This window comes from Staphylococcus sp. 11007852 (genome assembly GCF_011394325.1).
GTDB classification, from domain to species: Bacteria; Bacillota; Bacilli; order Staphylococcales; family Staphylococcaceae; genus Staphylococcus; species Staphylococcus agnetis.
In genome coordinates, this window is the sequence record NZ_JAANBJ010000035.1 from 15,103 (window position 1) to 35,776 (window position 20,674).

Sequence of the window (20,674 nt, forward strand, 5' to 3'; positions counted from 1 at the left end):
AGTTAATATTTCGTCATAGAGGAGTTTAAAATGGAACAAACTGAAATTCACCAATTGATTCAACAAGGCCTATATGATAAAGCACTAGAAGCTTGTTTTAATAATATAGAAGCTCAACCAGAACAAGTTGAAAACTATATCAATTCTGGTATTTTATTGGCAGAAGCTGGAGAAATTGAAAAGGCAGAAAAATTCTTCCAACGCGCCCTAACACTAAATCCTAATAATGCCGCAATCTATTATAACTTTGCAAATGTTTATTATAATGAATCTCGTTTCCAAGAGGCGATTAAATTATATCAAACTGCGATTCAAAATGGATTAGATAATAAAGATACAAACTATATGATTGGCATGTCTTTTTATCAGTTGGATGCTAAAAAGCAAGCTTTGCCTTTTCTAATGAGAGCAGCTGAATTAGATGAAAACTTTGCTGATTTAGAAGTCCAATTTCAATACGGATTATTATTATGTGAGCTAGAAATGTTTCAACCAGCCATTTCTGTATTGTCGACGATTCTTGAAAAAGACAACAAGCATGCAGATGCCAAATATAATCTTACATTGGCAAATTATATGTTAAATGAAGACATTGATGAAGCCATTGAAGGGTTCAAAAAAGCAACTGAAATGGCTCATGATCATTTATTAAGTCACCATGCATTAAAAACATTTGAAATAATTAAATCTGAAGGGGAGGTATAACACGTGGAAAACCCAACACTATTTGAACAGTCATATATCAAAGGGAATATCGAAGTCATTCTTTTTCAAAATAGTGATAATTACTATACGGTCCTCAAAGTAGAGGTTGAAGATTCTAATGAAGACTTTGAAACAATGGCAACAGTTGTTGGGTATTTTCCAAATATCGTTGAAGGCGAAACATATACTTTCAAAGGTCAAGTAGCAGAACATCCTCGGTACGGCAAACAATTAAAAGCAGAAACGTTTCAAAAAGAAATACCTCAAACGAGAGATTCTATTGTTCAATATTTATCAAGTGACCTGTTTAAAGGTGTGGGTAAAAAAACAGCAGAATCCATTGTAGATACATTAGGTGACAATGCAATTCAGTCTATTTTAAATGACGCATCAGTTCTTGAACAAGTACCGAAATTGTCTAAAGCAAAGCAACAGCAAATTGCAGAACAAGTGTCTCAAAATCAAGCGAGTGAACAAATCATGATTCGCTTAAACGAACTTGGTTTTGGTGCGAAATTGGCCATGGATATTTATAAATTTTATAAGGATGAGACCATTAACGTTATTGGTCAAAATCCCTATCAACTCGTATATGATATACGTGGCGTAGGCTTTCAAAAAGCTGATCAACTTGCAAGTTTAGTAGGTATTTCGTATACACACCCAAATCGACTTAAAGCAGGGATTCAATACATTGTAGAAGAAATCTGTATTAAACAAGGGCATACGTATTTACCTAAAGATACGTTAATGACTGAGTCCTCTACCTTACTTACTAAACAACACGAAACAGCAATTGATCAGACGATGCTTGAAGACGTACTTAGTCAACTTATAGAAGAGAAGCGGTTGATTAATGATAATGATCATATCGCGATACCAAGTTTGTATTATTCAGAACTTAAAAGTAGCCAAAATATCTATAAATTAATGCATAATCAAGTATTTATGGATACGTTTGATCAATCAGACATTCAATTACATATTGGTGAAATTGAAGAATCAAATGGCGTGACTTATGCTGAGGCACAAAAAGAAGCACTTGAAGCTGCAATGCAAAATAAAATGATGATTTTAACTGGTGGTCCAGGGACGGGTAAAACGACAGTAATCAAAGGGATTGTACACCTCTATGCGGCCTTACATGGTATTTCTTTAAATTATGACGATTACGGAGATGAAGATTACCCCGTGGTCCTCGCAGCACCTACTGGTCGTGCATCGAAAAGGTTGCATGATGCGACGGGTCTTGATGCTATGACGATTCACCGCTTGATAGGTTGGAATCAAGATACCAAGCCAGAAGACATTCTAGATAATGAAATTCATGCAAAGCTTATCATTATTGACGAAATGTCAATGGTAGATACATGGCTATTTCATCAATTTATGGCAGCAGTTCCTGAAGATGCACAAGTTGTATTAGTTGGTGATGAGGACCAATTACCATCAGTAGGTCCAGGACAAGTATTTAAAGATTTAATCTCATCAAAATCATTAAAGCGCATTAATTTAAAAGAAGTATACCGCCAACAAGATGGTTCAAGTATTATTGCACTTGCTCATAACATGAAGGCGGGTTTAAACGTAGACATTACCGAGCGGTTTCATGATCGATCCTTTATTCCTTGTCATATTGATCAAATTCCAGAAGTTGTTCGTAAAGTCGTAACAAATGCCGTGAGTAAAGGTTATGATATGTCTGATATTCAAGTACTTGCACCAATGTACCGTGGGAATGCGGGTATTCATAAGCTCAATAAAGTCCTACAAGATATTTTAAATCCAATTGAAAACGATGATACAAGAGCAATACACTTTGGAGATATTGTGTACCGAAAAGGTGACAAAGTACTTCAACTTGTTAATCGACCGAATGATAATATTTTTAATGGAGATATTGGTGTCATTGTTGGTATATTTTGGGCGAAGGAAAATGTACTGAACAAAGATGTGGTCATTGTAGATTACGAAGGTAATGAGATTACGTATTTAAAATCGGATCTAACAGAATTAACACATGCGTATTGTACGTCGATTCATAAAGCACAAGGGTCAGAATTTCCAATCGTCATTATGCCGATAGTCAAGCAATATTTTCGGATGCTTCAAAAGCCAATTCTTTATACGGGTTTAACCCGTGCAAAGCAATCACTTGTATTTTTAGGAGATTCAGATGCTTTCAATATTGGTTTGAAAACGGAAGGGCAAGTGAGACTCACGCGGCAACAGTCCTTTTTAGAACAATATTTTAATTCTGAAGAGACATCGAGTGAAGTCATTTCATTAACTGAAGACACAATGTATAGCATTGATCCAATGATTAATATGCAAAATGTAAGCCCATACGATTTTATGGAAATTGACAATGTTTAAAACGCTTAATATAATAGAATTATTCAATTGATATAGCCGAGTAAATGCATCCTTAATTCACAGAGACGTACAGGTGCTGAGATGTACGATTAAGACCATTGAACGCTACTATATCAAGGTTAATTATATATCGATAAAGTGATGATTTTAAAATCATAACTAGGGTGGTACCGCGAGACATTCGTCCCTTTTTGAGAGACGAGTGTCTTATTTTTTTAGGAGATGATGTGTGATGAAAACGTTAAAAGCTAGTGAAATAAGACAAATGTTTATCGATTTTTTTGTTGAAAAAGAACATATGGTGGAACCGTCAGCACCGCTTGTACCAATTGACGATGATTCGTTATTATGGATTAATTCAGGGGTAGCAACGTTAAAAAAATATTTTGACGGCCGAGAAATACCTAAAAAACCTCGAATTGTTAATGCGCAAAAATCAATTCGAACAAATGATATTGAAAATGTTGGTTTTACAGCGCGTCACCATACGTTTTTTGAAATGTTAGGTAATTTTTCAATCGGGGACTATTTTAAACGTGAAGCGGTTGCTTTTGCTTGGGAATTTTTAACAAGTGATCGTTGGATGGCAATGGATCCAGATCGTTTATATGTAACGATTCATCCAGAGGACACTGAAGCGTATCAACTATGGCATGATGAAATTGGCTTAAGCGAATCACGTATCATTCGTATTGAAGGGAATTTCTGGGATATTGGTGAAGGTCCATCTGGTCCAAATACTGAAATATTTTATGATCGTGGCGATGCTTATGGACAGGATGATCCAGCTGAAGAAATGTATCCTGGTGGAGAAAATGAACGTTATTTAGAAGTGTGGAACTTGGTATTTAGTGAATTTAATCATAATAAAGATCACTCATATACGCCACTACCAAGTAAAAATATAGATACAGGGATGGGGCTTGAACGTATGGCCTCGATTTCTCAAAATGTACGCACGAACTATGAAACAGACCTCTTTATGCCTATCATGCGTGAAGTTGAAAAGATTTCTGGGAAAACATATTTAGAAAATGCAACGCATGACATTGCCTTTAAAGTTATCGCTGACCATATCCGGACGATTGCTTTTGCGATTTCTGATGGCGCACTTCCAGCTAATGAAGGTCGTGGCTATGTATTACGTCGTTTGTTACGTCGTGCAGTTCGATTTAGTCAATCATTGGATATTAATGAACCATTTTTATATCAGTTAGTTGATGTAGTGGCAACCATTATGGAACCGTATTACCCAAATGTAAAAGAAAAAGCCGATTTTATTGCGCGTGTAATTAAATCAGAAGAAGAACGCTTTCATGAAACATTGGAAGAGGGACTTTCAATACTCAATCAATTAATTGAAGCGTCAAAAGCTTCTAATGAAAGGATTAGCGGTGCTGATGCGTTTAAATTATATGATACGTATGGTTTCCCAATTGAATTGACTGAAGAAATAACTCAAGATGCGCAATTGGAAATAGATATGGAAAGTTTTAACGCACACATGGAAGCACAACGTGAGCGTGCACGAAAAGCAAGACAAAATAATCAATCCATGCAAGTTCAAAGTGAAGTATTAAAATCAATACGAACAGTAAGTCGTTTTGTGGGCTACCAAACGTTACAAACTGAGAGTGTGATTACGGATATTATAGTTGATGGCCAACGCCAAGAAAAAGTCGATGCTGGACAAACGATATATTTTGTAATGGATCAAACGCCTTTTTATGCAGTTAGCGGTGGTCAAATTGCAGATAAAGGTATTATTCAAAGTGATGAATTTGAAATTGAAGTATCCGAGGTCATCAAAGCGCCAAATGGCCAACACTTGCATACAGGACAGATTAAATTCGGACAAGTCTATGAAGATGCTATCGTTCATGCATATGTCAATGAGACAGAACGTAAAGCCATTATGAAAAATCATAGTGCCACACATTTGTTACATGCTGCATTAAAACAAGTATTAGGGACACATGTGAACCAAGCAGGCTCATTAGTAGATAGCGAGCGTTTACGTTTTGATTTTTCTCACATCGCACCTATGACAAGTGAAGAAATTCAACTTGTTGAACAGCGTGTTAACGAAGAAATTTGGAAGAGTATGGATGTTGAAACAAAAGAAATGGCTATTGAAGAAGCGAAGTCTGCTGGTGCTATGGCGCTATTTGGTGAGAAATATGGTGATGTTGTACGAGTTGTTGATATGGGACCATTCTCTAAAGAACTTTGTGGTGGAACCCATGTAAAAAACACTTCTGAAATTGGTTTATTTAAAATTACAAGCGAATCTGGTACCGGTGCTGGTGTGAGAAGAATTGAAGCCGTTACTGGCCAACACGCCTACCTCTATTTAGAGCGTTACTTAGAACAATTTAATTTAATCAAGCAACAAGTTAAAGCAAAGTCGGATGATCAAGTATTTGATAAAATTGTTCAAATTCAAGAAGAAGAAAAAGCACTTCAACGCACGCTCGAACAAAAGTCAAAAGAGCTTAATAACTTGAAAATGGGTAGCATAGAAGATAAAGTAGAAGTAATTAATGATTTACCTGTATTGATTACAGAAGTAGAAGTGGATAATGCTAAAGCAATGCGTACGACTATGGATGATTTTAAATCACGCCTGCAAGATACGATTATTATTTTAGCGAGTCATGTTGGTGGTAAAGTATCTTTAATTGCGACTGTACCTAAATCTTTAACAGGCCAAATTAAGGCTGGAGATATTATTAAAGAAATGGCACCTATCGTAGGTGGCAAAGGTGGCGGTCGTCCAGACATGGCTCAAGGTGGCGGTACTGAACCTGAAAAGATAACAACAGCATTACAATTCATTAAAGACTATATTAAATCATTATAATCAATGTCTTGTTCGTGTAAAATAAAGAGTGTAATCACATTATGGTTTAAGGAGTGTTAAGGAATGGAAAACTTTGATAAAACGATGAAATTCAGCTATGAAGACATCCCTAAAGAAAACGTTGAGTATGTTTTGAACAATGTATATCATACACTTGAAGAACGTGGGTATAACGCAGTAAACCAAATTGTAGGTTATTTACTTTCAGGTGATCCAGCGTACATTCCACGTCATAATGAAGCACGTAATCAAATTAGACATATCGATCGCGATGATATTATGGAAGAGCTCGTATCTTTTTACTTAAAACATCATCAAAAGGATTCAGATGCTTAAACATAAAATTATCGGACTCGATGTAGGTAGTAAAACTGTCGGCGTTGCCATTAGTGATTTAATGGGATGGACAGCGCAAGGTTTAGACACACTCCATATTAACGAACAAAACAACCAGCTCGGAATAGATACCTTGATTGAAATTATTAAAAGAGAACATGTTGGCACAGTGGTTATCGGTCTCCCTAAGAATATGAATAATTCTATTGGCTTTCGGGGCGAGGCTTCTTTAAAATATAAACAAGCACTACAAGAAGCACTGCCAGAATTAGAAATTATTATGTGGGATGAACGATTAAGTACAATGGCAGCAGAACGATCATTATTAGAGGCGGATGTTTCAAGAGCAAAACGAAAAAAAGTAATTGATAAAATGGCCGCTGTATTTATTTTACAAGGGTATTTAGACTCACTAAATTAAGGAGAGAGCATATTATGACAAATATAAACCATAATAACCAAGAAATTGAACTTAAAAATGATGAAGAATTATTAACATTATTTGATGAAGATGGTAACGAAGTGTTATATAGAAAAATGTTAGAATTTTATCATCCAGGTTTTAAAAAGGATTATGTCATTCTTGCAGAAGAAGGCGCTCAAGCTGACGATGATGACTTAATTGAACTTATTCCAATGATTAATCAACCTGATGAAACTGGTGAAGGTGGTAAATTTTTACCCGTTGAAACAGATGAAGAATGGGACATGATTGAAGAAGTTGTGAATACGAACTTAGATGAAGTAGAAGAATAAAAAATAGTGTCGGGATTATCGACGCCTAAATCTTAACAAAGCCAGCAAAGTTCATGACAAGTGAATTTTGTTGGCTATTTTTTATACGTGATAAGTTTAAGGTATCAGTGTGTTTTGTAATAAATCATCATTAAAGATGAATTCAGTGTTAAAAAATAATGTGAGTTGTGTTATAATTTTAAGAAGTATTTTATCAGTGTATATGTGCTCATATAAGAACACAGGCATTTCGCGATAACACTGTATGTATAGTTACATTAAGGAAAATCAGTCACTATGGCTGGTTTATTTTTTGATGTATGCATCTAACTAAAAAAGGATGAAATAGTAATGCTTGATAAAAATCAGGATTATTTTTTGAAAATACAATCACACGATTCGAAACTAAATACCTTACGCAGCTATGCGGAAGAACATAAAGTTCCAATTGTCGATCAACTGTCGTTAGACTTGATTTTACAACTTATACGAATGAAACAACCCAAAAACATATTAGAAATCGGTTGTGCTATTGGGTATAGTAGTATGCATTTTGCTTCAGTACATCCTTCTATCCACGTTACAACAATAGAACGAAACGCCGAGATGATTACTTTAGCAAAAGAGAATTTTAAAACTTTTGACTTTGAAAATCAAATTCGATTGATAGAAGCAGATGCTTTAGAAGCATATTCTGCAGTGAATGATCGACACTATGATATGATTTTTATCGACGCAGCTAAAGCACAATCACAAAAATTCTTTGAACTTTATCAAGATTTACTCTCTGAAAATGGCATCATTATTACAGATAACGTACTTTATCATGGCTTTGTATCAGATATCGAAATTGTTCGAAGTCGTAATGTAAAGCAAATGGTTAAGAAAGTACAAAAGTTCAATGAATGGCTTGTTCAACAAAAAACATTTACAACAAATTTTGTGAATATGGATGACGGTCTAGCAATTTCAATAAAGGAGCATAGTCATGACTGAGTTATTAGTAACGCCTAAATCATTAAGTCATATTGACACATTAATCGATAAAGGGGCTGACGCCTTTGTTATCGGAGAAGAAAAATTTGGTTTAAGACTTGCAGGCGAATTTAATAGAGAAGATTTAACAGTAGCAACACACAAAATTCAAGGTGCGGGTAAAAAAGTATATGTGGCCGTAAACGGAATATTTCACAATTACCATATCCCAGCTTTAGAAGATTATATAGCATTTTTACATGAATTACGTGTAGATCGTATTATTTTTGGTGACCCTGCTGTAGTAATGTTAGTAAAACAACAGGATAACCCCATTCCGTTAAACTGGAATGCTGAAACGTTAGTCACTAATCACTTCCAATGTAATTATTGGGGGAATAGAGGTGCTAAACGTGCAGTTTTAGCAAGAGAATTAAGTCTAGAAGAAATTTTAAGCATTAAAGCACACAGTGATGTTGAAATTGAAGTTCAAGTCCATGGCATGACGTGTATGTTTCAATCTAAGCGTATGCTTCTTGGGAATTATTACACGTTCCAAGAACGCCAAATGAAAATAGAACGACAACCTCATGCTGACGATACACAACTGCTTTTGTATGATGAAGAACGTGATAATAAATATCCGGTCTTTGAAGACTATAATGGCACGCATATTATGTCACCTAATGATATTTGTTTAATTGAAGAACTTGAACCGTTATTCGAGGCAGGTATTGATAGCTTTAAAATTGATGGCTTATTACATGATGAATCATATATTTCGCTTGTAACAGAACAATATCGAAAAGCAATTGATTTTTACGAAGCGTCACCTGAAGATTACGAAGACGAAAAATTTATGCTCGTAGATGCGATTGAAGAAATCCAACCAGAACATCGCCCATTTGATGAAGGTTTCTTCTACAAGCAAACCGTTTATTAAAATTATAAAATAGATATGGTATAGGAGAGATGACAATGAAGGTGATGGAGGCTATACGACCCAAAACCACACCCAAAATAAAAAAGCCTGAATTATTGGCGCCTGCTGGCAATTTAGAAAAATTAAAAATAGCCATACATTATGGGGCTGATGCAGTATTTATAGGTGGTCAAGAATATGGTTTACGATCAAACGCCGACAATTTTACTATTGATGAAATTAAAGAAGGCGTTGACTTTGCTAATCAATATGGCGCGAAAGTCTATATTACAACAAACATTATAGCTCATGACGAAAACATTGAAGGATTAGACACATATCTAAAACAACTCGAATCAACGGGTGCTACAGGCATTATAGTTGCCGACCCTCTAATCATTGAAACATGTAAACGTGTCGCACCTAAATTAGAAATTCATTTATCAACACAACAATCTTTAAGTAATTATAAAGCAGTTGAATTTTGGAAAGAAGAAGGATTAGACCGCGTAGTACTTGCACGTGAAACAGGTGCTATGGAAATGCAGGAAATTAAAGATAAGGTAGACATTGAAATAGAAGCATTTATTCATGGGGCTATGTGTATAGCGTACTCTGGCCGTTGCACATTGAGTAATCATATGACAGCACGTGACTCTAATCGCGGGGGCTGTTGTCAAAGTTGTCGCTGGGACTACGATTTATTAACAGTTGATCAAGATGGTGAATTGGATTTATATTTTGATGATAGTCAATCTGTACCATTTGCGATGAGCCCACGTGACCTGAAATTAATAGAATCAATCCCCAATATGATGGATTTAGGTATTGATTCTTTGAAAATTGAAGGTCGTATGAAGTCCATTCACTATATTGCGACAGTTGTGTCTGTTTATCGAAAAGTGATTGATGCGTATGCTGCGGATCCTGAAAACTTCAAAATTAAACCAGAATGGTTAATTGAATTAGATAAATGTGCGAATCGTGATACCGCACCTGCTTTCTTCAAAGGAACGCCAGGATATGAAGAGCAAATGTTTGGAAATGAATCAGCTAAAAAGTCACCGTTTGATTTCATCGGATTAGTACTTGCATATGATGAAACAACACAACTTGCCACAATTCAACAACGTAATCATTTTAAACCTGGTCAAGAAGTAGAATTTTTTGGACCTGAAATTGATACATTTAAACAAGTGATAGACGTCATTTATGATGAAGAAGGCAATGAATTAGACGCAGCAAGACACCCACTTCAAATCATTCAAATCAAAGTGAATCAACCCATCTATAAAAACAACATGATGCGAAAGGAAGTTTAAAAACATGTCCTCAACTACGATTATTGGTATAGCTGGTGGTTCTGGCTCAGGTAAAACATCTGTTACAAATAAAATTATGAAAAACTTAGACGGTCACAGTGTTGCCTTAATTGAACAAGATTTTTATTATAAAGATCAATCTCATCTTACTTTTGAAGAACGATTACAAACAAACTATGATCATCCTTTTGCTTTTGACAATGATTTATTAATTCAAAATTTAAAAGATTTAAAAGCAGGTAAATCCGTTGAAGTTCCAACTTATGACTATACAATTCATACTCGAAGCGATAAAAAAATTGCATTTGAACCTAAAGATGTTATTATCGTAGAAGGTATATTTGCGCTTGAAAATGAAATGCTTCGAGATATGATGGATGTAAAAATTTATGTCGATACAGATGCAGATTTACGCATTCTAAGACGGTTAATCAGAGATACAAAAGAAAGAGACCGTACAATGGAATCTGTAGTAGAGCAATATTTAAATGTTGTGCGACCAATGCATAACCAATTTATAGAACCTACTAAAAAATTTGCCGACATAATCATTCCTGAAGGTGGAAGCAATAAAGTCGCCATTGATATAATGACGACAAAAATTCAAGCTTTAGTTCAAAAACAAGACTAATTTTAAACGTAAAAGGAAGATGCAAACATGGAAAATCAAAAACAATATCCAATGACACAAGAGGGCTTTGAAAAGCTAGAACAAGAATTAGAAGAATTAAAAACCGTTAAACGTCCTGAGGTCGTAGAAAAAATTAAAGTCGCACGAAGCTTCGGGGATTTATCAGAGAACTCGGAGTATGACGCTGCAAAAGACGAGCAAGGTTTTATTGAACAGGACATTCAACGAATTGAAACAATGCTTCGCCATGCTTTAATTATTGAAGATACAGGCGATAATCACATCGTTCAAATCGGTAAAACTGTTACATTTGTCGAGTTACCTGGTGATGAAGAAGAGAGCTATCAAATTGTAGGATCAGCTGAAGCTGATGCGTTTAATGGTAAAATATCTAACGAATCACCAATGGCGAAATCTTTAATTGGTAAAAAATTGAACGAAGAAGTTCGTGTACCACTTCCAAACGGTGGGGAAATGAATGTTAAGATTGTTAATATAAAATAACACTTTATGAATTAGAGGTTAAGAATTCCTTAAAATGGGAATAACTTAACCTCTATTTTTTTGTCCTAATCATTATTATGTGATAATGTTTTTTCGTGTGATTGTTTAAACGCATTATCTTTATTCATCGAATATATCAAGAAACATCATTATTGAGGTCTTTAATTGCAATCACATCGTTACTACACATGATAAACAAAACTATTGTCTACTTATAAAATCAAGACATAAATCATATCATACAGTAACGTTAGTATATGCTTTGAAACTTACAATTTATATTAATCCAATCTAAATTGTAAGACTAACATAGGCATGGTAAAATGACTCTTTGTAAAGGGTTTCAGAAAGGGGGATTTAAAATGGAATATCAACAGATTAGCGAACAGGCATTCATGATTTATTTTGAATCAAATATAGATGAAACGACATTCAATCGGTTGCATATCGTAAAAACTTATATCGAATCATTAGAACATCCAGATATTAAAGAAATCGTGCCATCATATCGAGCGCTCTTAGTGTACTTCGACGGTATCTCCATAAAGTATGAATCATTACTTAAAGACTTAAAATTAGAATCGATTACATTCGATGACGTTGCTAAAAATCAACCACGTCGCATCATTAATTTACCAGTGTTATACGGGGGAAAATGGGGACCTGACATAGAGATTGTTGCACAACATAATCAACTTACAGCTGAACAGGTTGTTCAAACGCATACAGAAGGCTACTACTTAGTTTATATGATTGGATTTATGCCTGGGTTTCCATTTTTAGGTGGACTTGACAAACGAATTCATACGCCACGTAAATCAGAGCCAAGAATTAAAATTCCAGCAGGATCAGTGGGTATAGCAAATAATCAAACTGGTTTATACCCCGAAGATTCACCAGGCGGATGGCAAATTATTGGTCAAACACCAATTAAAGTGTTTGATATCCATCGGGATCCTAAAATTTTATATCAACCAGGCGATAAAATTAAATTTTATGCAATCAATGAAGAGCAATTTTTGCACATTAAAAAATATACACAAAACGGTCTCATTGATTATAAAGATTGGGTGATCATCAATTATGAGCATTAAAATATTAAAACCAGGACTTTTTACAACAATTCAAGATTTAGGACGTTTCGGCCATCAGGAAGAAGGTTTTTCTCCAGCTGGTGTGATGGATCGTCCAAGTTTTGAAATATTAAATGCATTACTTAATACGAATAATCAACCCTCTTTAGAAATTACAATGGTAGGCCCAACAATTCAATTTTTAGAACAAAATTTATTTGCGGTTACAGGCGCTCCATTTAATATGAAATTAAATGGTCATACTATACCACATCAAACTGTAATTAAAGCGGTCCAAGGTGATATTTTAGAAATGGGTACTGCTCACGAAGGTGTACGTGCATACATAGGGTTTGCCAATCCCTTAAATGTTCCACTTGTTGAAGGGAGTGCGGCGACACATACACGGACATCTATAGGCGGTCACAAAGGGCGAGTCTTAAAAGCGAAAGATATCATCCCTACGATGCAGCACAATATTGACTATAGTCTCATTGGCCGTTCAACGGACTATCAAAGTTTTAGCCCCAAAGGGAATCTTCCTATTGGTATTATGGACGGTCCACAACTTAACGCCTTTTCTAAGCGTACAATAAAAGAAATTGAAAATTTAGAATTTACAGTATCTGATAGTTCTGACCGCATGGGTTACCGATTAAAAGGACCCTCTATTAAACCTTCAGAGTCAGCAGATATCATTTCTGAACCTGTTGCACTAGGAAGTATACAAGTTCCAAATGATGGCAACCCTATAATATTACTTAATGACAGACAAACTGTTGGCGGTTACACGAAAATTGCAACTGTCATAGATTCAGATATTGTAGATGTCATCCAAAAACGGCCTGGTGAAACCATTCAGTTTGAATGGGTCACATTTAATGAGGCAAATGAAATTCTTGACCGAAAAAACAGAAAACTGCAACATGCTATTTCACAATTACAAAAACAACCGAAACGTTATTTGAACAATATTAGACCCACTCAATCCAAAATTAAAAGTGTATTAAAAGGAGATAGTAAACCATGGATTTAAAACAAATCGATCAAACATTAAGTTTATTAAGAGCATACGGGGCGAAACATTTTAAATATAAAGATGATGATATTGAACTGGAATTAGATTTAGCTGCACAAGTTCCAAATGATGATATGCCTGCACCAACAGCATCTCACCTTACGGGTTCAACTCAGCTTCCATCAAATCATGACACCAATGATACCGAAGATAATGAGAAAGTCATTCGCTCTCAAATGATAGGAACGTTTTACTTACAAGATGAAAAAGAACTTACAAAACCTGTGATTAAAGTCGGTGATCACATCAATAAAGGTGATATTATTGGATATGTTGAAGCAATGAAAGTCATGAACGACGTTACAGCTGATGCATCCGGTGAAATAACAGAAATACTAGTTGATCATGGAGAAAACATCGAACATAACCAAATCATAGTGAAATTGAAATAAAGGGGGGTTAGATGTTTCGAGTATTAGTTGCCAATCGTGGAGAAATTGCAGTACGTATTATACGTGCACTTCGAGAAATGAAAATGGAATCTGTAGCAATTTATGCAGTGGGAGATGAAGCGAGTTTACACGTTAAACTTGCTGACTATGCTGTATGTATTGGCGATGCAAATCCTTTAGACAGCTATTTAAATATAAGAAACATATTAGCTGCTGCTGAGATGACACAAGCCAATGCAATCCATCCTGGTTATGGTTTTTTATCTGAAAGTCCTACTTTTGCAGAGAAAGTTGAGGAAGAAGGTCTTTATTTTATAGGACCTACAAAACGAACTATGGAACTTATGGGAGACAAAATTACAGCACGTCAAACTGTCCATCAAGCAGGTGTTCCCGTTATTCCTGGTTCACAAGGTGCTGTCGAATCCGTCGATGAAGTAAAATCATTAGGAGAAGAACTTGGTTATCCGATTGTCTTGAAAGCGGCAAGTGGCGGTGGCGGGAAAGGCATTCGCATTGTCAAACAAGAGAGTGATATCGAGCGCCTTTTTAAAGAGGCTAAAAGTGAAGGAAATAAATATTTTAACGATGATCGAATATACGTTGAAGCTTTTATCCCAATTGCGAAACATGTGGAAGTACAAGTTTTAGGTGATGGCAAAACAAATTTTATTCATCTCGGAGAACGTGACTGTTCTGTTCAACGGAAAAATCAAAAATTAATAGAAGAGTCTCCTTGTAGTGCGTTAACAAATGAAAAAAGAGCTCAAATGTGTAATGATGCAGTAAAAGTTGCACAAGCAGCAAATTATCGTAGTGCAGGTACAATAGAATTTTTGGTAACAGAAGATGCGTATTATTTTATTGAAATGAATGCACGTATTCAAGTTGAACATACCGTAACTGAAATGCGTACTAATATTGACTTAGTACGACAACAATTATTTATTATGAGAGATGGAGCATTAAAATTAAAACAAGAGGAGATTCCTTTTCAAGGTCACGTCATAGAAGCACGCATTAACGCGGAGGATCCAGAAAAAGGTTTTCGCCCTACGCCTGGTACTGTTGAAAGACTGCATTTACCTCAAGGTTTTAATGTTCGTGTTGATTCACTTCTTTATAGTGGTTACACTGTGTCATCATATTATGATTCATTAGTTGCAAAAGTAATTGTTAAAGGTGACGATCGTTCACATGCGATAGAAAAACTAAAAGTCACTCTAGATGAAATGGTGATAGATGGCTTCACCACTACAGCTGATTTCTTATTTGCTGTATTATCTTATCCACCGTATTATGAAGGTGATGCTAAAGATGTAGACATTAAATTTTTAGATCGTCATTCAATTTTTGAGGAGGCAAATCATGAATAAAGTTGACTTAAATTGCGACTTAGGTGAAAGCTTCGGTAATTACACTATAGGAAATGATAAAGAAGTTATCCCATTGATTACCTCTGCAAACGTTGCATGTGGTTTTCATGCTGGTGACCCGGTAGTAATTCAAAATACAGTCGCACGTGCGAAAACACATGGTGTTGGTATCGGTGCCCATCCAGGTTTTCCGGATTTACAAGGTTTTGGACGTAGACAATTAGATATGACACATGATGAAATCTACAGCATGATCATTTATCAAATTGGCGCGATTCAAGCATTTTGCGACCTTTATGACGTTCCATTAAATCACGTTAAACCACATGGAGCTTTGTATCAAATGGGGGCAAAAGATAGCGCAGTTGCTAAAGTGATTGCACAAGCTGTTTATGATATGAATCCAAATTTAATCTTTGTAGGTTTATCTCAATCTCACTTGATTGAAGAAGCTAAAAAAATTGGATTACAAACGGCGTCTGAAGTCTTCGCAGACCGTCGTTATGAAGAAAACGGACAACTTGTTAGTCGTAAAGAAAAACATGCTGTTATTGAAGATACTAACGAAGCGATTGCTCAAGTGATTAAAATGGTTACTGAGGGTAAGGTGACCGCAACAAATGGAGAAGACATTCATATTACTGCAGATACAATATGTGTGCATGGTGATGGGGCACATGCATTAGAGTTTGTGAGACAAATTCGTGACGCTTTATCAGCAGCTGATGTACGCATTGTTAAATTAGGGGGTTAATTAATGAAAAGGGAATCACAACAATTGAACAGTTCAAAACAATTTGAATTTACAAAAACACATAAACGTTTATTATTAGGTTCTGTGTTTTTGATGGCTACGTCTGCGATAGGACCTGCATTCCTTACGCAAACTGCTGTATTTACGCAACAATTTTTAGCAAGTTTTGCATTTGCAATTCTACTATCTATCATCATTGACATCGGTGCTCAAATTAATATATGGCGTATTTTAGTGGTCACTGGTTTACGTGGACAAGAAGTTGCCAATGAAGTCGTAAAAGGACTAGGAACATTTATTTCAATATTGATCGGTTTAGGGGGTCTCGCGTTCAATATTGGTAATATTGCAGGTGCTGGATTAGGTCTAAACGCCATTTTCGGCATTGATGTGAGACTTGGTGCTGCCATTACGGCAATTATTTCCATCTTAGTCTTTGTTTCAAAAAATGGTCAAAAAATTATGGATGTTGTTACACTTATTTTAGGTATTGTAATGATTACCATCGTAGCGTTTGTTATGATTAAAACAAATCCACCATACTTAGAAGCGGCTGGTCGAATGTTTGTACCTGAAAATCCCGCTGCACTCGTATTACCAATTATTACTTTAGTAGGCGGTACAGTAGGTGGTTATATTACTTTTGCGGGTGCACATCGTCTCCTAGATGCAGATATTAAAGGTAAAGATTATTTACCTTTCGTAAACCGTTCTGCGATTGCAGGTATTTTAACTACTGGTGTGATGAGAGGCTTGTTATTCTTAGGGGTTTTAGGCGTTGTTGTCACTGGCGTAGTTTTAAATCCTGAAAATCCGCCTGCCTCTGTATTTGAACATGCTCTAGGTCCAATTGGTAAAAATATTTTCGGTGTCGTACTTTTTGCCGCTGCAATGTCATCAGTAATTGGTTCGGCATATACAAGTACTACATTTTTGAAAACATTACATCATAAAATAAATAAACATGATAATTATGTAGTTATTACTTTTATTGTATTATCAACTATCATTTTCCTATTTTTAGGAAAACCTGTAACACTATTAATTGTTGCTGGTGCATTCAATGGCCTGATTTTACCTATTGTGTTAACAACAATTTTAATTGCTTCTAAAAATAAACGTATTGTTGGTGACTATCAACACCCGACATGGATGCTTATTTTTGGAATTGTTGCTGTACTTGTAACAATTTTTACTGGATTATATTCATTCCAAGGTTTGTTAGAATTAATTGGTAAATAAATGATTAACTTATGTTACTCATACGTAAACGCTCTTTAAAGTTTTAATTCATTCAACTTTAAAGAGCGCTTTTTTATTGCCATATTTAAGCGCATTACAACCTATTTTTTATTCTCAATACAACGGCCATTATGATAAAATTGACTTCGAATATAGACAACATCTAGGAGGAAAAGTATGATTGGAATCATTGGAGCAATGGAAGAAGAAGTTGCCATCTTAAAGTCACAAATGAGTGATGTCGAGACATTAAAAATTGCGCATACCCTTTTCTATAAAGGGAAGTTAAATAATACAAATGTAGTTTTAATTCAAAGTGGTATTGGAAAAGTAAATGTAGCCATTTCAACGACTTTATTAATTCAACAATTTAAACCTGAACTGATTATCAATACCGGTTCAGCAGGTGGTCTGCAACCAGGATTATCTTTAGGAGACGTTGTGGTAAGCACAAGTGTTACATACCATGATGCAGACGCGCGTGCATTTGGTTATGCAATGGGTCAAATACCTGGGATGCCCGAATCATATGTTGCTGATAAAACATTGATTCATCATGTTAATGACGTTCTAAATACGTTAGAACAACCTGTGAGAGAAGGCATGATCGTATCTGGAGATAGTTTTATAGGAACTGAACAACAGCGCGCAGTTATTCTTAAACATTTTCCAAATGCCATGGCGGCTGAAATGGAAGCTGCGGCAATTGCGCAAACGTGTTATCAGTTTAACGTACCATTTATTGTGACCCGAGCGATTTCAGATTTAGCTGATGGTGTTGCAGGTATGACGTTTGAAGCATTTTTAAAAGTTGCCTCAAAATCATCCAGCCAAATGGTCATTGCTTTAATTCAAAAACTCAATCAATAATAAATATTCATTTTATTGAAGTTATGCTATAATTGTACGAATGAATTTTAAATTTGGAGGATTACGATGGGTATCATTAGTCGCTTATTTTTACCGAATCAATATGTTAAATCAATATATGAAATCGACTTCGATAAATTAAAAGAAAGAAATATTAAAGGCGTAATTACAGATTTGGATAATACGTTAGTAGGTTGGGATGAAGCAGACCCAACACCTGGTGTAGAAGCATGGTTTAAAGGACTAAGCGATCACAATATAAAAGTAACAATCGTTTCTAATAATAATGAAGCACGGGTAAAATCTTTTTCTAAAAATTTAGATGTTGATTACATCTTTAAAGCCCGAAAACCATTAGGAAAATCTCTTATTAAAGCTACTAAACAAATGGGACTTAATAAGGATGAAGTGGTCATTATTGGGGATCAAATGCTCACAGATGTATTTGGTGGAAATCATAATGGATTGTACACAATTATGGTTGTCCCAGTTAAAAATTCTGATGGCTTTGCTACTAAACTCAACAGAATGATTGAACGTCGTTTATTAAATTACTTTAAAAGAAAAGGATATATTAATTGGGAGGAATAACATTTGACTGATGATTTAAAATGTATCGGATGTGGTGCTACACTACAATCAGAAGATAAAGACAAGCCAGGATATGTTCCTGAATCTAGTCTTTACAAAGAAGACGTGATATGTCGTCGCTGTTTTAGATTAAAGCACTACAATGAAGTGCAAGATGTTGGTATGGATAGCGATGACTTTTTAACTTTATTAAATAAATTATCTGATAAAAAAGGTATAGTTGTAAATTTAGTCGATGTTTTTGATTTAGAAGGCTCTTTTATTCATGCAATTAAACGCATTGTGGGAAATAAGAAGATTATTTTAGCCGCAAATAAAATTGACTTATTACCTAAACAAATTAATAAACGTCGTGTGACAGAATGGTTAAGACAATCCGCTAAAAATTACGGATTATATGCAGATGATGTAGTGTTAATTTCAGCAATGAAAAATTACGGTATCGAAGCACTTATGACATCTATTGAAAAACATCGAAATGGTGAAGATGTTTATATTGTTGGAACAACAAATGTTGGAAAATCCACGCTTATTAATAAATTAATAGAGCATAGTGTTGGAGAAAAAGATGTAGTCACTACGTCTCGAATACCTGGTACAACACTTGATATGATCGATATTCCTATCGATGAAAACAGTGATATGTATGATACACCAGGAATTATACAAGCACATCAAATGACACATTTAGTTACACCAAAAGAGTTAAATATCATTATGCCTAAAAAAGAAATTAAGCAACGTGTATATCAGCTTAACGAAGGACAAACGTTATTTTTTGGTGGACTCGCTCGTATTGATTATATTAAAGGTGGTAAACGGCCACTCATCTGTTATTTTTCAAACGAATTAAATATCCACCGAACAAAAACATCTAATGCAGATCGTTTATGGCACGAACAACTAGGGGATTTGCTGTCACCACCATCAGATGCGTCAATGTTCCAATTAGATGAATTAAAAACTGTAACTCATTCAACGAATACTGAAAAACAGGACGTAATGATTTCTGGTTTAGGATTTATAACAATTGACAAAGGTGCAACGTTTAGTGTGACGGTGCCAAAATCAGTAGATGTCACATTAAGACCATCAATTATGTAGGAAGTGTTTAAATGAAATTTGCAGTAATCGGTCATCCAATTCAACACTCATTGTCACCATTGATGCAACACGCAAATTTTCAATCTTTAAATATGGATGCTGAATATGAAGCGCTCAATATTCCAGTAGAACATTTTCACCATATTAAAGATATCATTAATAGTCGTCAACTGAATGGATTTAATGTAACGATTCCTCATAAAGAACGTATTATTCCATATTTAGATGTGTTATCAGATGAAGCGAAAGAAATGGGTGCCGTAAATACGGTAGTCGTTAAAGATGATAAGTGGATAGGTTATAATACTGATGGTATTGGCTTTGTTAAAGGATTGGAATCCTATTATGGCGAATTAAAAAAAGCTAAAATCCTCATTTTAGGTGCTGGCGGGGCTAGTAAAGGAATTGCATATCAATTAAAACAACGAACAAGTTATCCTATTTATGTTGCGAATAGAACAATGGCACGCTTTGATTCATGGTCATTTGAAATCAATGCTATTCCGTTAGAAGACGTGAATACTATTGCGTCACAATTCGACATCATCATAAATACAACACCACTTGGTATGGGTCAATCTCATGAAAGTATTATGACATTGAAAAACCTAAAGCCTAACGCACTTGTAGCAGATATTATATATACACCTCTCATTACACCATTTTTAGCTACTGCACGCCAAAATGGTTATGATATTTACAATGGTTTAGACATGTTTGTATATCAAGGTGCGGAAAGTTTTAATATTTGGACGCAAAGAAAAGCTGATATAGAAGCAATGAAAACAGCAGTATTAACTAAATTAAACTCAAAGTAGGAGGAAA

General features: G+C 35.1%; 21 protein-coding genes and 1 other annotated feature. All 21 genes read left to right on the plus strand.

What is annotated here, in order from left to right; translation table 11 throughout:
- The first annotated feature begins 30 nt into the window (after positions 1-30).
- Complete coding sequence (locus G8Y85_RS10385; protein WP_107371559.1) at positions 31-705, plus strand: tetratricopeptide repeat protein; 675 nt, start codon at positions 31-33, stop codon at positions 703-705.
- A 3-nt stretch (positions 706-708) separates the two neighbouring features.
- Positions 709-3,081, plus strand: coding sequence for an SF1B family DNA helicase RecD2 (gene recD2 / locus G8Y85_RS10390; protein WP_165805787.1), 2,373 nt, complete (start codon positions 709-711; stop codon positions 3,079-3,081).
- An 18-nt stretch (positions 3,082-3,099) separates the two neighbouring features.
- Positions 3,100-3,273, plus strand: a binding site (T-box leader).
- Between the two features lie 40 nt (positions 3,274-3,313).
- On the plus strand, positions 3,314-5,944 hold the full coding sequence (gene alaS / locus G8Y85_RS10395) for an alanine--tRNA ligase (RefSeq protein ID WP_165805804.1): 2,631 nt from the start codon (positions 3,314-3,316) through the stop codon (positions 5,942-5,944).
- 63 nt (positions 5,945-6,007) lie between these two features.
- The gene (locus tag G8Y85_RS10400) at positions 6,008-6,280 is read left to right on the plus strand and encodes an IreB family regulatory phosphoprotein (RefSeq protein ID WP_039645438.1); all 273 of its coding nucleotides are present in this window, start codon (positions 6,008-6,010) and stop codon (positions 6,278-6,280) included.
- Complete coding sequence (gene ruvX, locus G8Y85_RS10405) at positions 6,273-6,701, plus strand: Holliday junction resolvase RuvX (protein ID WP_037565451.1); 429 nt, start codon at positions 6,273-6,275, stop codon at positions 6,699-6,701. The genes G8Y85_RS10400 and ruvX overlap by 8 nt, the downstream gene beginning before the upstream one ends.
- A gap of 14 nt (positions 6,702-6,715) precedes the next feature.
- Positions 6,716-7,036: a DUF1292 domain-containing protein gene (locus tag G8Y85_RS10410; RefSeq protein WP_105995584.1), complete on the plus strand. Its 321-nt coding sequence runs from the start codon at positions 6,716-6,718 to the stop codon at positions 7,034-7,036.
- Positions 7,037-7,366: 330 nt separating this feature from the next.
- Positions 7,367-8,011, plus strand: coding sequence for an O-methyltransferase (locus tag G8Y85_RS10415; protein WP_060551175.1), 645 nt, complete (start codon positions 7,367-7,369; stop codon positions 8,009-8,011).
- Positions 8,004-8,933, plus strand: a complete 930-nt coding sequence (locus G8Y85_RS10420) for a peptidase U32 family protein (protein ID WP_165805788.1) — start codon at positions 8,004-8,006, stop codon at positions 8,931-8,933. Before G8Y85_RS10415 ends, G8Y85_RS10420 begins: the two co-directional genes overlap by 8 nt.
- A 35-nt stretch (positions 8,934-8,968) precedes the next feature.
- Complete coding sequence (locus G8Y85_RS10425; protein ID WP_060551174.1) at positions 8,969-10,234, plus strand: peptidase U32 family protein; 1,266 nt, start codon at positions 8,969-8,971, stop codon at positions 10,232-10,234.
- A gap of 4 nt (positions 10,235-10,238) precedes the next feature.
- Entirely contained in the window at positions 10,239-10,865 is a 627-nt protein-coding gene (udk, locus tag G8Y85_RS10430) for a uridine kinase (RefSeq protein ID WP_165805789.1), read from the plus strand.
- 27 nt (positions 10,866-10,892) lie between these two features.
- Positions 10,893-11,369 carry a transcription elongation factor GreA gene (gene greA / locus G8Y85_RS10435; protein WP_060551172.1) on the plus strand — a complete coding sequence of 159 codons (477 nt, stop codon included), beginning with the start codon at positions 10,893-10,895 and terminating at the stop codon, positions 11,367-11,369.
- 362 nt (positions 11,370-11,731) lie between these two features.
- Positions 11,732-12,463: a 5-oxoprolinase subunit PxpB gene (gene pxpB, locus G8Y85_RS10440; RefSeq protein WP_107400148.1), complete on the plus strand. Its 732-nt coding sequence runs from the start codon at positions 11,732-11,734 to the stop codon at positions 12,461-12,463.
- Positions 12,453-13,478 (plus strand): 5-oxoprolinase subunit C family protein, encoded by a 1,026-nt coding sequence (locus G8Y85_RS10445; protein WP_165805790.1) that lies wholly within the window; start codon positions 12,453-12,455, stop codon positions 13,476-13,478. The genes pxpB and G8Y85_RS10445 overlap by 11 nt, the downstream gene beginning before the upstream one ends.
- Complete coding sequence (locus G8Y85_RS10450; protein ID WP_103345265.1) at positions 13,469-13,912, plus strand: acetyl-CoA carboxylase biotin carboxyl carrier protein; 444 nt, start codon at positions 13,469-13,471, stop codon at positions 13,910-13,912. Before G8Y85_RS10445 ends, G8Y85_RS10450 begins: the two co-directional genes overlap by 10 nt.
- Positions 13,913-13,923: 11 nt before the next feature.
- Positions 13,924-15,288 (plus strand): acetyl-CoA carboxylase biotin carboxylase subunit, encoded by a 1,365-nt coding sequence (locus G8Y85_RS10455; RefSeq protein ID WP_165805791.1) that lies wholly within the window; start codon positions 13,924-13,926, stop codon positions 15,286-15,288.
- Positions 15,281-16,042: a 5-oxoprolinase subunit PxpA gene (gene pxpA, locus G8Y85_RS10460; RefSeq protein ID WP_103345263.1), complete on the plus strand. Its 762-nt coding sequence runs from the start codon at positions 15,281-15,283 to the stop codon at positions 16,040-16,042. The genes G8Y85_RS10455 and pxpA overlap by 8 nt, the downstream gene beginning before the upstream one ends.
- Before the next feature lie 3 nt (positions 16,043-16,045).
- A complete protein-coding gene (locus G8Y85_RS10465) occupies positions 16,046-17,284 on the plus strand; it encodes an NRAMP family divalent metal transporter (RefSeq protein WP_103345262.1) in 1,239 nt (412 codons plus the stop codon).
- Positions 17,285-17,461: 177 nt separating this feature from the next.
- The gene (locus tag G8Y85_RS10470; RefSeq protein WP_103346467.1) at positions 17,462-18,154 is read left to right on the plus strand and encodes a 5'-methylthioadenosine/adenosylhomocysteine nucleosidase; all 693 of its coding nucleotides are present in this window, start codon (positions 17,462-17,464) and stop codon (positions 18,152-18,154) included.
- A gap of 66 nt (positions 18,155-18,220) precedes the next feature.
- Complete coding sequence (locus G8Y85_RS10475; RefSeq protein WP_037565439.1) at positions 18,221-18,745, plus strand: YqeG family HAD IIIA-type phosphatase; 525 nt, start codon at positions 18,221-18,223, stop codon at positions 18,743-18,745.
- 3 nt (positions 18,746-18,748) lie between these two features.
- A complete protein-coding gene (yqeH, locus tag G8Y85_RS10480) occupies positions 18,749-19,849 on the plus strand; it encodes a ribosome biogenesis GTPase YqeH (RefSeq protein WP_165805792.1) in 1,101 nt (366 codons plus the stop codon).
- 11 nt (positions 19,850-19,860) lie between these two features.
- Positions 19,861-20,667 carry a shikimate dehydrogenase gene (gene aroE, locus G8Y85_RS10485; protein WP_165805793.1) on the plus strand — a complete coding sequence of 269 codons (807 nt, stop codon included), beginning with the start codon at positions 19,861-19,863 and terminating at the stop codon, positions 20,665-20,667.
- Positions 20,668-20,674: the final 7 nt, after the last annotated feature.